Genomic DNA, 13,834 nt, shown 5'->3' with positions numbered 1-13,834 from the left:
TAAAGGAGAGTCAGGATGTGCCAAAATTGTCTGGTGAAGACCATTCATCATGCTCAACATCATTTCGGCTGGGATAACAGCCTAAGCCCGGTCCTGCACGTAGCTTCCGGCAGCCAACTGGAGTTTCACTGCCTGGATGCGGCTAACGGCTGGTTCAACGCCGGTTCTACCGCAGCGGATATCCCAACGCTGCCGTTTGATAAGCTCAACCCGGTCAGTGGCCCGGTCTATGTGGAAGGCGCTCAGCCGGGCGATGCGCTAAAGGTGACGCTGGAATCCTTTCGTCCCAGCGGCTTTGGCTGGACTGCGAATATCCCGGGCTTCGGCCTGCTGGCCGATCAGTTTTCTGATCCGGCGCTGACGCTGTGGCAATATGACCGCCAGGGCTTAACCCCCTGCGCCTTTGGCCGATATGGCCGCGTACCGCTGAAACCCTTCGCCGGTACCCTCGGCGTCGCTCCCGCCGCCGCGGGCCATCATTCGGTGGTGCCGCCGCGCCGCGTGGGCGGCAATCTGGATATTCGCGATCTGGCCGCTGGCTGCACATTATGGCTACCGGTGGAAGTAGAAGGCGCGTTGTTTTCTATTGGTGACACCCACGCCGCGCAGGGCGATGGTGAAGTCTGCGGCACGGCGATTGAAAGCGCGATGGACGTGGTGGTGAAGCTGGAAGTGGTTAAAGATATGCCGCTGAAAACGCCGCGTTTCGCCACCCCTGGCCCAGTGACCCAACATCTGGATCGGCACGGCTACAGCGCCTTCACCGGCATTGGCCCTGACCTGATGACCGCCGCCCGCGACGCGGTAAGCTATACCATCGATGCGCTGTGCCGCGAACAAGGGATGTCGGCGGAAGAGGCCTATATGCTCTGCTCCGTGTGCGGCGATCTGCGCATCAGCGAAATCGTCGATCGGCCTAACTGGGTGGTGTCGTTCTATTTTCCCAACAGCGTGTTTAATTAGGAGCGTTATGTCAGCAGTCCTATTTCCGGCGCCGCTGCTCTCGGTCGAGCGCCTGTCGATCCAGTTTGGTACACAGCGGGTGGTGGATGACGTCAGCTTTGCGCTCTGGCCGGGAAAAACTCTGTGCATTGCCGGCGAGTCGGGCAGCGGTAAATCGCTGACTTCGCTGGCGATCATGGGTTTGCTTCCGGAGGAGGCACAGATTCCAGGCGGCGCGATTATTTTTGATAACCAGGATTTGCTCAGCCTGCCGGAGCGGCAAATGCAGTTGCTGCGCGGCAAGTCGGTTGCCATGATTTTTCAGGAACCGATGACCTCGCTCAATCCGCTGATGACGGTGGGCCAGCAGCTGGAAGAGACGCTGCAACGCCACGAAGTGCTGGGCCGCCGTGAACGGCGCAGCCGGGTCAGCACGATGCTGGACGCGGTCAAAATCAGTCATGTGGAGAAGCGCCTGCAACAGTATCCGCACGAGCTTTCCGGCGGTATGCGCCAGCGGGTGATGATCGCCATGGCAATGCTGTGCCAGCCACAGGTGCTGATTGCCGATGAGCCGACCACGGCCCTCGACGTCACTATTCAGGCGCAGATCCTCGAGTTGATGCGCGAACTGCAGCAGGCGTTTTCCACCAGCCTGCTGTTGATCACCCACGATATGGGAGTGGTGGCAGAAATGGCCGATGATGTGCTGGTCATGAGTCACGGCAAAATCATGGAGCAGGCTCCGGCAAAAACGCTGTTTACCTCGCCGCAGGCGGCTTATACCCGCCAGCTGTTGCAGGCGGTACCGGTGCTGGGCCAGGCGCCCGCGCTGGCGCCGGTCGAGGCGACGCGACCGTTGCTCAGCGTCCGCGACCTCAGCGTGCGCTTTCCGGTGCGCGGCGACGGCCTGCGCGTGCGTCGCGAAGTCCATGCCGTCGATGGCGTCAGCTTCGATCTTTTCCCCGGCGAGACGTTGGGCATCGTCGGTGAAAGCGGCTGCGGTAAATCGACGACGGCAAAAGCGCTGATGAATATGGTGCCATTTAGCGGCAGCGCGCAGCTTAACGGACAGGAGCTGCACGGCCTGAAGGACGAGGCGTTAAGAGCGGTACGCCGCGATTTGCAGATGGTGTTTCAGGATCCCTGGGCGGCGCTCAATCCGCGCAAAACTATTTTCGACCTGGTTGGGGAGCCGCTGCTGATTCATGAGCAGATGCCCGCAGTACAGCGCACGGAGCGGGTGGCGCAGCTATTGCAGCAGGTCGGCCTGCCAGCGGAAGCGATGCGGCGTTATCCGCACCAGTTTTCCGGCGGCCAGCGCCAGCGCATTTGCATTGCCCGCGCGCTGGCGCTGAACCCGAAAGTGATCATCGCCGATGAATCGGTTTCCGCGCTGGATGTTTCAGTACAGGCGCAGGTGCTGACGCTGCTGGAAGATTTGCGTCAGCGCTATCGGCTCAGCTATCTGTTTATTTCCCATGATATGGCGGTGGTGGAGCGCATCTGCCACCGGGTAGCGGTGATGTTTGGCGGCCAGCTCGTGGAGATCGGCCCACGAGATCGAGTGTTGCACCATCCGCAGCATCCTTATACTCAGCACTTGCTCAGCGCCGTTCCTATACCTGACGTTCAGCAAATACGGCAACCCCGAGCCACCAGCGCAATGCCGATAAGACCAGAACCGATCAAACCCATCGGCTATCAGAGAGTACCGCAGCGCTTTACCGATTTTGGCGACGGGCACCTCGTCGCCTGCTGAACAAAAAAGCATTCAAACCGGCGGATTTCCGCCGGTGGCAACACTGTTGCCACACAACTCGACGAGAGGCCATTAAACTGGAAAAGTTAGCACATAGCAGGACATAGAGCCGGTCTAAAATGCCCTAAATGCAAATAGCCTTTATTTCATCTGATCACTGTCGGTGATTAGCACAGTCAGGTGAGTGATTTTGTTGATTCCTGTCATAGAAAATACGCCATTTTGGCTAATAAATCCGTTGCGGGTCTATGATGGACAAAGCATAATTTGCCGTGAGCGAAGTCTTGCCAGTTCTTTAATGTGAAAGAGGAAACGCAAAAAAACCACCCTGGCAGGTGGTTTTTTTTTGTTTATTACCATCTGATTTATAAAGAAATATTTACATTGATATGGCTGACATATATAGACCAACCACTTTGACTACCAACAGGGTAGCCAAAGAGAGTTAGAACAAGAATGCATAGACACACTCTGTTCATATCGCCTCCGGGAATCAGGGCGGCCTCCGACACTATATGCGCTTCTGTGACGGAACGACTAGTTGAGCGAAGTCTTGCCACCAAAAAAAAGACTCTGTTTTAACGCAAAGTGATCTGGCAGTATCACCGAACAGAGGCTGGATGACACATAATAGAGTTATGTATGTCTTTGTTTACAAGATGCATTCTAATTTGTAAATGTAGTGATTTGCATCATAGATGTTTTCTTTTTTATTGACCCAGAACAAGGTAAAAAGGTGGGAGCACAGACGGCAGGCCATGGCAAGAAATGTAAATTTAGCTGTCTGTTTTTTGTACTCAACCAGCTGGGTTTGTAATGAACGCTCACCAGTAGCATGTAGCCAACTTTTTTATATGCGGCAGGTCTTATCTCGCTGAAAAAGCCGGAAGGGATTACATGGCCGAGTTGGTCAGGTACAGCAATGAACACAGGGTAGTCCCACTGCGGACGGTACGGCTCGCTGCGGAAAACGTCTGAAATGCTGAGCTGTATTTTTCCCACCTTCGCCTAAGATCCTGACCCGGGTTTGACGCTACTAACCGTAAATTGCTGTGCAATGTATTGTTCGGCAGAATAGGCAGTCAGTAGGTGATAGTGAAAGTTTTTAGTGCGAAAGGCGGCAACATCGCAGCACAGACAGCAACCCGGGGCCGTGGAAAATAATGCAACCAGATACCGTGATGCCTTGGGGAAACCTCGTCCTTCAGGCCGGGGAGGAAAGAAGGCGGTTTTCCGGCTAACATGGTTTTCTGAGTAGGCTGACGTACCAGCACTGATTATGGTTGTGCTAGAGACCAGGAGAACTCTAGTCCAAGGCTGTGTCCGGACCGAAATCATCCGGCACGATGCGTGTAAATGATACCGTCAGAGTGTACCGCAGAAGTCTACTTTTCAAACGTACATTTTAATAAGTAAAGTAGTTTTCTTCATTTCCAGGCAAGGCAAATGGGATGAACACAGCTTTCCAGTGTCTCCACTCTTACGCATGTTCGGAGTCTGTTGGCCATGGCGGCACCGGTGGTACGTGAGTTAGCGGTCTGACGGCCGTCTGAGATACCCGCCATGTTTGTCGGGATAGTGAAATACTGGCCATCGGATCGCGGGGGTTAAAAAGCGATCCTCATTCAGGAATGGCAATACGCCCGGTAGAGTTACCGGGGATGCCTGAGCGACTGTCCCCCTCGGTGCAGCCGAAGGGGTCAGAAGAAAACGGCTTTCTGAACGTAAGGTGAACTGGGCGTTGTTATTTCCTGAGTATGATATTGTTTACATCAAAGAATTTAAGTAAGCGTGCAGCAAGAACCGTATTGACGGGGATGTGTTATTCAGTCGGCAGTGCTACGCGCCAGGGGAGCAGTTCGCCGACCCGGTTTATCGGCCAGTCGGCTATGACGTCAAGGACATAGCGGAGGTAGCTTTCTGGCTCCACTCCGTTCAGTTTGCACGTCCCGATCAGGTTGTACAGCAGCGCTCCCCGCTCTCCTCCATGATCCGAACCGAAGAACAGGTAGTTTTTGCGGCCCAGACTGACCATCCGCAGCGCATTTTCAGCGATGTTATTGTCCGCCTCAGCCCAGCCATCATCTGCATAGTACGTCAGCGCCGGCCACTGGTTCAGGGCGTATGCGATCGCTTTCGCCAGTTCTGAGTGTCGCGACAGGGTTTTCATCTTTTCACGCAGCCAGCTTTCCAGGGATTTGTAAGCGTACAGCGAGAACCGTATTGACGGGGATGTGTTATTCAGTTGGCAGTGTGATGCGCCAGGGTAGCAGCTCGCTGACCCGGTTGACCGGCCAGTCAGCTATGACGTCAAGGACATGGCGAAGGTAGCTTTCTGGATCCACGCCGTTCAGTTTGCACGTCCCGATCAGACTGTACAGCAACGCTCCCCGCTCACCACCGTGGTCTGAGCCGAAGAACAACCAGTTTTTACGACCCAGACTGACCATCCGCAGCGCATTTTCAGCGATGTTATTATCGGCTTCGGCCCAGCCGTTTTCTGCATAGTACGTCAGGGCCGGCCACTGGTTCAGGGTGTACGTGAACGCCTTTGCCAGCTCCGAGTGTCGCGACAGCGTTTTCATTTTTTCACGCAACCAGCTTTCCAGGGTACTAAGCAGCGGTTTCGTTTTCCGCTGACGTTCAGCAAGCCGTTGTTCCGCCAGCATTCCTCTTATTTCCGCCTCCACGGCATACAGTTCGCCGATACGCTTCAGGGCTTCCTCCGTCAGGGCTGACGGCGTGCGAACGTGCACATCGTGGATTTTACGGCGGGCGTAAGCCCAGCAGGCGGCTTCCGTTATCCGGCCATCGCGGTACAGCTCGTTGAACCCGGCGTACGCATCCGCCTGTAGCACACCGCTGAACCCCGCAAGATGGGTCTGCGGATGGATGCCTTTTCTGTCGGGGCTGTAGGCGAACCACACCGCCGGTGCCAGCGCTGACCCGGCGTTGCGGTCATCACGAACATACGTCCACAACCGCCCGGTCTTCGTCTTCTTATTGCCCGGCAACAGCACCTGGACCGGGGTATCATCGGCATGGAGTTTACCGTCAGTCAGGACATAGTCCTGAAGCGCCTCCTCCAGCGGGGACAGCAGCCGGCAGCATGCATCCACCCAGCCCGACAGCAGTGAACGGCTCAGTTCCACGCCCTGGCGACCGTATATTTCAGACTGACGATACAGCGGTGTGTGCTCTGCATACTTTGAGGTCAGCACGCGGGCCATCAGCCCCGGTCCGGCGATACCCCGCTCAATGGGGCGCGAAGGCGCGGGGGCCTGCACGATGGCATCACATTTTGTGCAGGCATGTTTTTCCCGTACGGTCCGGATCACCCGGAAGGCGCTGCGCATCAGCTCCAGCTGTTCAGCGGCATCCTCACCCAGGTAACTCAGCGCACCACCACACTCCGGGCAGCAGGAACCCGCTGGCCGCAGGCGTTTTTCATCGCGGGGGAGTGATTCGGGGAACGGTGTGCGGGTGCGGGTCTGACGCAGAGTGCGCTGTACTGCCGGGTCATCCACCCGACCGGTCAGCGTATCGCTCTCTTTCTGAAGCCGGTTCAGATCGGCTTCCATTTGTGCGATACGGCGGGAGACTTTTTCGGAACGGCTGCCGAAGTTCATCCGGCGAAGTTTATCCAGCTGCGCCTGCAGATGGTCTATTTCGCGCTCCCGGTCTGCCAGCTTTTCCTGCAGGGCACGGTTCAGCGCTTCCTGTTCGGCAAGGCGCTGTTTCAGCAGAAGGATGTCGTCAGAAGAGATGTCATTCATAAGCCAGCATTTTACCAGGCTTATTCTGCGACAACCAGGATAAAGAAGCCTACAGCATGGTCAGGGAGGTCAGCAACCGCTTCGGCTGTCGCCAGTCGATGCCTTCCAGCAGCATTGCCAGCTGCGCCGGGGTCAGGAACACTTTGCCATCGCCAGCTGACGGCCAGGCGAAGCGCCCGCGCTCCAGCCGTTTGGTCAGCAGGCACAGCCCGTCGCCGGTGGACCACAGAAGTTTAACCTGACTGCCGCTGCGGCCCCGGAAGATGAAGACATGGCCGGACATCGGTTCGTCTTTCAGCGCCGTCTGCACTTTTGCAGCCAGCCCGTTGAAGCCGTTTCTCATATCGGTAATACCGGCAACCAGCCAGATTTTGGTGCCTGTTGGTAGCGGGATGCTTACAGGATCATCGCTTCAGTTCCTGTATCAGCAGAGTCAGAAGCTTTTCGCTGACAGTGCCGTTGAGGCGGAGTGTCCCGTGCCGGAACGTTACCTCACAGCAGATGCTGAGCTCTGAGTCCTCAGCGGGCGGTTCTGGTTGTACGGCGGTGGCATCGAGAGTCACAGGAAGTAACTGAGGACTCTCAGAGGAAGGTAATAGCAGCTTTCCCTCGCGCCACTGCTGGCGCCATTTAAAGAGCAGATTGGCATTAATGCCATTTTCAAGCGCCAGTTTTGAGATGGATATCCCGGGTTCGCAGGAGGCAGCAACGAGTTGCTGTTTAAACTCAGGAGAATAATTAGGGCAGCCTTTACGCCTGCCGGGAGTCATATTTTTCTGCATATCTGACACTTTGGTTCCCACTACTTATTTGGTGGACACCACTTTGTCGGATGCTTCAGATTATGACCAGACGGTTCACGCTGTACGCTTACAAATAACTGAAGAACATCCCCCTAAGCGTCAGCAGCAAGCTGCCGCCGCTAAGGCCCCGGAAATCACGCCCTTTACGTCGTAAACGCCGTAAAGCCCGCTCACCGGGGTTAAAAGGGATTACTTTGACTTCTTCATTGCTGTTAGATGGTTAAGGCTAATCAGGGCAGGGGGTAGGGTGGCAGAATTTATAGCCCGGTAACCGGCTACGCCGGGCTTTCGGCGCCATTTGACGCCACAGACACATGTAACCTCATCTGGCGCCTCCATGCCGCTGACGCGGCATCCAGAAGTTTCCCGATGCTGTAAGTCTTAACGTCTGCTTTGTGCCAGAAGCGGACATTGATAACATCGCAATATCTTAATTTATGGGGAGTGGTTCACGGACGTTGCTTGCTCTTAGTGACCAATAGTGTGCACGCGACTAATGCAATTTATTACTTTTCATTTTATGCCCCACTGAGATTTAACGAGCCAAAATATTTAACGAGTTCAATAATTGAGTATCCAGCGTTTCAGTTGCAGGTGTTGGTAGTCCGTTCGCAATGCGATAATTTTTTATGGACTGCCTTGTGGAAGGCCCCATTATGCCGTCAATATTCCCGTTGTAATAACCTTTGTCCAGCAAAGCGAATTGAACCCGCATGATTAAGCGCTTACGCTTCTCTGTACCAGAAGTCAGCCCATTACTTGCACGGTTAGCTTCTGTAGTTCCAACAGAATTCGTAGTAGTAGAGTTGTTATTGTCGTTAGAACGAAGCGAACGCACAGAGGAAGAGGACGATGAGGAACTTGTTCCTGAACTTGAAGACTCAGATGAGCTTGGTGAGCTGTATGTTTTTGGATAATAAGGAGTGCTGCCACCATAGTACCCGCCACCTGATGATGATCGGTGAGAACTATGGCTTCGATGGGAGCTATGACTGCGATGCCCTGCAATGTAGAATGGAACTTCGGTGTTAAGTGGGGCTATCACTAAATCATGTTCATTAAGGGTCATACCAGGCAAATCACTTGCTCCGGTGGATGAATCACTTGCCCATACAGAATTATTGAGCGCCAAAAATCCCGGAAGTAGAGCAGCAAAATTAAATTTTTTCATAAAATTGGTCTCGGTGGTTGATGAAAACGGCCTGTTGAGGAACTGAAATAACCAGTACAGGAAGACTTCTGAGTGCATTCATCACATTCTTTAGGATAGTAATTTTTCCAATCAGAGATCGACTGAGCAGCAAGCTCCCAAGCTCTTTCGGGAAGATGACACAAAGGATAATTAAAAATTGTTAGAGGTATACCTGACCTGTGCGCAGCGTCTATGGCGGAGATTATTTTCTCACTATAACTGCTGTGCTCAATGAAGATTGTTGACCAGTTCTTTCGTGCCCAACCGATAGATTCCAGCCCCATAAGGGAAATCTGATTGATGTTGGAGAACACACGGCCAACGAACTCTACAATATCATCCAATTCTGTATAGTTAGCCAGTGTCGGAATAACTCTAAGTTCGATATTAATCCCTGAGTTTCCTGCATTAATTAATCCCTTAACCGTTTCATTAAATGCGCCATCATTCCCTACCAGATGATCATGCACAAGTGGTCTTGATGAGTAGAGCGGGATACCAAAGGTGATTTTTATCTTTTTGCTTCGCTTTGCCATTTCCTGAGTAAAGTTGATATCAGAAAATTTGCGTCCGTTTGTTAAAACATGCAAAGCAGTATCTGGTGAATTCTCGATGATAAAATCAATGAAGTGAAGGAAATCATCTCCATACAGCAAAGGTTCTCCACCGCTGACCCCAACAACTCCATCCAAACCAAATGAAGCTATAGCAAGAGCTGATTGGGTAAGTAGCCAGTCATCATTTGATTTCTTTGGTGGCTGCGAACAAAACAGACACAAGTTATTGCAGCGTTCCGTTACTAAGACAGTATTATGATTGGCTCTGCGGGACAGAATTACGCGTATCATATTGCCATTGTTGATTATCCCAATATCTCCATCTTCAATTGACTCATATAATTCAGTGCTAATAACAGAGAAATCAAAGCATGGTTGAATGGCATCATTATTGCCTTCAGCAACTACCAGTAAATTGGGTAAAAAGAATAAAGGGTTCATTGGTTTTTGTTTGCATAACCGATAGAACCCCGTGGGCACATTCTTTTTTGAAGCAAAATGAAAGATATCGTTCCTAATAACCTCAGACATATGCCCATCCTTTTAGCATCTCAGCCTTCGGACCACCTTCTGAGATGCAGTTCATCAGATACCTGAACATCCCCTTGTGATACTGACAAAACGTTGAACGACTCCTATCACCGACAGGCTCACCCTGTACACTTATGTTCTGGCATGGATCTGCACCGCAAAATGGTTGATATGCACATGTATCACAACCCGGCAGAGCAAAATTGAACGATGAACTCAACACTGCGTTATAGTAAGGACTCTTAGAAAATGATAGCGTTTTAACCTCACCCGCACTGAACTCCGTTTCAGGGTTCACCTTCTGCAACATACGGCTCTCATCGCTACCATATACTCGACCGTCATAATTGAAAAGAATACTGTTAAGCACGACCCCGCTTGGCGACTTTAAATCCGCATAACCACTAAAGCCGGGATTGAAGATCCTTTTCAGATGAATGGAGGCCGAATGTTCCACAACCCTTATCCCTTCATTATTCATCTTAAGGATTTCATCTATCAACGAGGCATAGAAACTGAAGTATTCCTCCATAGAAAATTTGAACGATGCTTTTTGTGCAAACCCATAGGGACTAACAGGTCGGATAAACATGTCCTTGAGGCCAAGAGACAAGTGAGCCTGGACAATCGATTCAGGATGCCTGATAAGATCTTTAGTAACTGTAGTAACCGTTGCAACGCGACCAGCGCCTAAAGACCGTTTGATAGCCTCTACTCCTGATACTGTTCTACTGTAAGCAAGCCCATGACCAAGAATTCGATTACTGTTGTGAACAACCTCCTCACCATCAAGCGAAACAGAGAACGTTATGTTCCTGCCTCTCGACCATTGAAGCATATCCTCATTCAAGACAGACAGGCTTGATGCTATCACCATCTCAAAATCGGAGCTTCCCAACGTTTCAGTACATTGCTCATAGATAGACTGAATTAAATCGAACCGCAAGAGTGGCTCTCCACCCTGTATCTCTATCTTGTAAGGTGGTATCGATAGTTTTTTGATAGTCGAAATGATATGAGGGATGAGATCGGGATCTAGATCATAACCAGAGGCGTTCACTGAAGCTCTACTGACCTGACAATACTTGCAGGTATGGTCGCAACGCAATGTGGGCACAATCATGAAAATTGGCCTGATCGCCAGTTCATTCATCAATCTTTTTGCAAAAGCAGAACTTAAAGCATAGGGAGCAATAGCTGATGAGCTTTCGTTGGTTATGAACAGCTTGCTTTCTAGTGGGTTTGATTGCTCCGCACTGATTTGCTCATCAGAAAGATCAAGCAGCTCTTGCTCATTAATGAAGTGATGAAAGCCTGCGAGGTTGCTTATAAAAACCCGTCCATTAGGCAATCTGTCAAAATTGAATGGCATCAATTCCATTACGAAAGCCTTTCATCTACGCTGCGAAGCACTTTATGGACAATAGAATCTCTCAACGCCCCTGTTTTATGCTGTAGCTTTTCTCGCAAAGCGTAATCATTCAGCAGTCTCTCGAATTCATAGAGGCATTCGGGACTATCGTTTTCAAAAGAGATCGTCCAAGAGGACAACTCCTCAAGGAGTTTCCATCGAGTAAGTGGAGTCATCCAGTATAGGCTATTGCGTATAACCCACTCAGAATAAAGTTCTTTTTCAAACGTCCTTTCGCACATTGCCATCACCTTTCAATGCAAATAATCACGCCCAGCAACTTCTTCAAAGCAGATTTTTCCTATAGAAACAATGATACAACATATCTATCGGTATGTTACAGGTGACTAGCGTGCCGTTGATCAATATATCGCAACGTTCGTAATGCCATCACCAATTGTGAACCTCTGCTTCTCGTTCATAGCTGCCCGTCTGACCTGCTCCCCATTGCTTAACATGCATCGTAGTAAGTATGCATTCCGAACTTCCGCTGTTCGCTCATAACGGACTGCGCTCACTTATTGCAGTGAGCATTACCTTGTGTCTAATGCCAGCCTGGTATAGTCAGGTTGACAGTACCGGTTTCAGGTCTTCGTCATTAAAAACGGTTCCGGTCTTCAGGACGCCATAGACTGGCCCTATGAATCTCCAGACAGTTGGTATCACTTAAATTAGTGATAGTCTTAATACTAGTTTTAGACTAGTCGTTGGAGGGAAGTGCGGACAAATTCCTGGACCTTCAGGAGTTAATTTATGCATTCATACGAGGACCGGATTCGGGCCGTCGAACTCTATTACCGGTACGGAAAGAAAGCCTCCGTTGTCGTCATGGAGCTGGGATATCCTTCCACAAAACAGCTGGGCCGTTGGGTTCGGATTTATGAAGAGAAGGGCGATTTACCCAGGGAATTAAAACCAAGAGAACGCTATTCACGTAGACAGAAAATTGCTGCTGTTGAGCATTATCTTACTCACGGTGGTTGCCTGTCGTACACTCGCCGAGCCATCGGCTACCCCAGTAACGAAATTCTAAAGCGCTGGATTGAAGAGTTTTACCCAAATGCGCGTCCCCTGGTCATTCGCTCAGGCACAAGCAAATGCTTCAGCCCGGAAGAGAGGTCTCAGGCCGTCCGGGAGCTCTGTAACCGACGTGGAACCGCGCGTAAAGTTGCACAAAGCATAGGCGTCAGCGTCCCGGTCCTGTACAAATGGAAGAAAGACCTTATCAGTGACGAGGCTTATCAATCCAGGCGCAAACGAAAGGCAGCCCCTCAGGATAAAAATCAGGATGCTTTACTCGGTGAAATCCAGCGTCTCAGGAAGCAGGTTCATCAGCTGCAGCTCGAACTTGACATACTGACAAAGGCGAATGAACTGATAAAAAAAGATCTGGGCGTCAGCTTTCTGAAACTGAAAAACAGGGAGAAAACCCTGATAGTTGATGCCCTTAAGAAAAAGTACCCCGTTGCTGAGTTGCTAAGCGTTCTGCAACTTGCCCGCAGCTGTTATTTTTACCACAAAGCCAGCAAACGTCTGTACGATAAGTATGCGGAAATACGCGTGATCATGGCCGATATCTTTGAGGAGAATTACCGCTGTTACGGCTACCGGCGCCTTCACGCGATGCTTCGCAGTAACAACAGAGTTATTTCTGAAAAGGTTGTCCGCAGACTGATGGCAGAAGAGCAGCTCGTTGTTAAGCGCACCAGGCGACGACGATATAACTCTTACTGTGGCGAAATCGGTCCGGCACCGGAAAATTTACTCGCCCGGGATTTTAGTTCCTGCAGGCCAAATGAGAAGTGGCTGACCGATATTACGGAGTTCCAGCTTCCGGCTGGAAAAGTCTATCTGTCGCCGGTTATCGACTGCTTTGATGGCCAGGTTGTAAGCTGGTCGATAGGAACACGCCCGGACGCGACGCTGGTGAATACGATGCTCGATGACGCACTCGATACGCTCAGCGAACATGATAAACCGGTGATACACAGCGATCGTGGTGGCCATTACCGGTGGCCGGGCTGGCTTGAGCGTATCAACACCTCCGGACTTATAAGGTCCATGTCGCGCAAAGGATGCTCGTCGGATAATGCTGCGTGTGAAGGCTTCTTCGGGCGTATCAAAAACGAAATGTTCTATGGCAGAGACTGGGCGGGTATCACGCTGGAAAAATTTATCTGCTTCCTGGACAGGTACATACGCTGGTATAATGAGAAACGTATCAAGCTATCATTAGGTGCAATGAGTCCTGTGAAGTACCGGCAGCATCTTGGGATCACAACATAACAGTCCAGGAAAACATCCGCAGCCCCCAAATAGACATTAGCATTGAGCCTCTACAAAGCCTGTCTAGCCAATGTTGAAATGTCGTGCTCAAAACAAGTCAGAGATGACGTCTGGGAGAGTCTGGAAAATTCCTTCTTTAGTCTTAGTCAGGCCTGAAGGATGGTCGCGGATGCCAGGCTTTCTCAGTAATCATCAGTTTCCGAACGGTCTCTTTTGAAATCCGGACACTGTATTCTGTGGTCAGTATTCGCCAGATTGCTGTCGGATTCATACCCCGGCCGCGTGAGCGAATAAGCTGCAGGGCCTGGTCTCTGATGGTGGTGTTTAACTGATGGTTGCCGGGCTTTCCACGGCGCCGGCTGACCAGACCAGCTGGCCCCAGCTCACGATAGCGTTTAATCAGGCGGGAGCACTGACGACGGGTGAGCTCCATGGATTCCGCCACTTCTGCCAGCGTAATTTCCCGCGCCACATAGGCCTCAATCAAATCCAGGCGCAACGCTTCATGTAATGTCAGAAGCACTGGTTTTTTGTCGTCCATTTTTCTCTCATCATTCAGCCGTGTCAGATCTGC

Annotated in this window: 11 protein-coding genes and 1 pseudogene; 3 read left to right on the top strand and 9 right to left on the bottom strand. The window is 51.3% G+C overall.

Annotated elements, in window-relative coordinates; genetic code table 11:
* Positions 1–15: 15 nt before the first annotated feature.
* Positions 16–963, top strand: a complete 948-nt coding sequence (locus ACQUTI_RS22365; protein ID WP_004118225.1) for an acetamidase/formamidase family protein — start codon at positions 16–18, stop codon at positions 961–963.
* 7 nt (positions 964–970) lie between these two features.
* Positions 971–2,704 carry an ABC transporter ATP-binding protein gene (locus tag ACQUTI_RS22360; protein ID WP_224994986.1) on the top strand — a complete coding sequence of 578 codons (1,734 nt, stop codon included), beginning with the start codon at positions 971–973 and terminating at the stop codon, positions 2,702–2,704.
* 1,822 nt (positions 2,705–4,526) lie between these two features.
* On the opposite strand, the pseudogene ACQUTI_RS22355 reads toward ACQUTI_RS22360, so the two are convergent.
* The 8 genes and pseudogenes from ACQUTI_RS22355 to hxsD form a co-directional block, all read right to left on the bottom strand.
* Positions 4,527–4,904, bottom strand: a pseudogene (locus ACQUTI_RS22355) (IS66 family transposase); the annotation flags it as partial.
* Between the two features lie 37 nt (positions 4,905–4,941).
* The gene (tnpC, locus tag ACQUTI_RS22350) at positions 4,942–6,480 is read right to left on the bottom strand and encodes an IS66 family transposase (RefSeq protein WP_225545453.1); all 1,539 of its coding nucleotides are present in this window, start codon (positions 6,478–6,480) and stop codon (positions 4,942–4,944) included.
* Positions 6,481–6,529: 49 nt separating this feature from the next.
* The gene (gene tnpB / locus ACQUTI_RS22345) at positions 6,530–6,874 is read right to left on the bottom strand and encodes an IS66 family insertion sequence element accessory protein TnpB (RefSeq protein WP_225545459.1); all 345 of its coding nucleotides are present in this window, start codon (positions 6,872–6,874) and stop codon (positions 6,530–6,532) included.
* 10 nt (positions 6,875–6,884) lie between these two features.
* The gene (tnpA, locus tag ACQUTI_RS22340) at positions 6,885–7,262 is read right to left on the bottom strand and encodes an IS66-like element accessory protein TnpA (RefSeq protein ID WP_004114613.1); all 378 of its coding nucleotides are present in this window, start codon (positions 7,260–7,262) and stop codon (positions 6,885–6,887) included.
* Between the two features lie 556 nt (positions 7,263–7,818).
* Positions 7,819–8,454: a His-Xaa-Ser repeat protein HxsA gene (gene hxsA / locus ACQUTI_RS22335; RefSeq protein WP_004118217.1), complete on the bottom strand. Its 636-nt coding sequence runs from the start codon at positions 8,452–8,454 to the stop codon at positions 7,819–7,821.
* Positions 8,451–9,563 carry a His-Xaa-Ser system radical SAM maturase HxsC gene (gene hxsC / locus ACQUTI_RS22330; protein WP_000005560.1) on the bottom strand — a complete coding sequence of 371 codons (1,113 nt, stop codon included), beginning with the start codon at positions 9,561–9,563 and terminating at the stop codon, positions 8,451–8,453. The genes hxsA and hxsC overlap by 4 nt, the downstream gene beginning before the upstream one ends.
* Positions 9,556–10,944, bottom strand: coding sequence for a His-Xaa-Ser system radical SAM maturase HxsB (gene hxsB, locus ACQUTI_RS22325; protein ID WP_428923372.1), 1,389 nt, complete (start codon positions 10,942–10,944; stop codon positions 9,556–9,558). The genes hxsC and hxsB overlap by 8 nt, the downstream gene beginning before the upstream one ends.
* A complete protein-coding gene (hxsD, locus tag ACQUTI_RS22320) occupies positions 10,944–11,216 on the bottom strand; it encodes a His-Xaa-Ser system protein HxsD (protein ID WP_000333416.1) in 273 nt (90 codons plus the stop codon). The genes hxsB and hxsD overlap by 1 nt, the downstream gene beginning before the upstream one ends.
* A 511-nt stretch (positions 11,217–11,727) precedes the next feature.
* On the opposite strand from hxsD, the gene ACQUTI_RS22315 reads away from it, so the two are divergent.
* Positions 11,728–13,260 carry an IS3-like element ISKpn38 family transposase gene (locus ACQUTI_RS22315; RefSeq protein ID WP_428923371.1) on the top strand — a complete coding sequence of 511 codons (1,533 nt, stop codon included), beginning with the start codon at positions 11,728–11,730 and terminating at the stop codon, positions 13,258–13,260.
* Positions 13,261–13,402: 142 nt separating this feature from the next.
* Here the strand turns inward: ACQUTI_RS22315 and ACQUTI_RS22310 are convergent, their stop codons facing one another.
* Positions 13,403–13,801 (bottom strand): helix-turn-helix domain-containing protein, encoded by a 399-nt coding sequence (locus tag ACQUTI_RS22310; RefSeq protein WP_049084174.1) that lies wholly within the window; start codon positions 13,799–13,801, stop codon positions 13,403–13,405.
* Positions 13,802–13,834 lie beyond the last annotated feature (33 nt).

The organism is Klebsiella sp. 7-CIP_Kleb., from assembly GCF_050378655.1.
Lineage (GTDB): Bacteria > Pseudomonadota > Gammaproteobacteria > Enterobacterales > Enterobacteriaceae > Klebsiella > Klebsiella quasipneumoniae.
The sequence above is the reverse complement of the archived record's forward strand: the minus strand, read 5'-3'. Positions and strand labels throughout refer to the sequence as shown.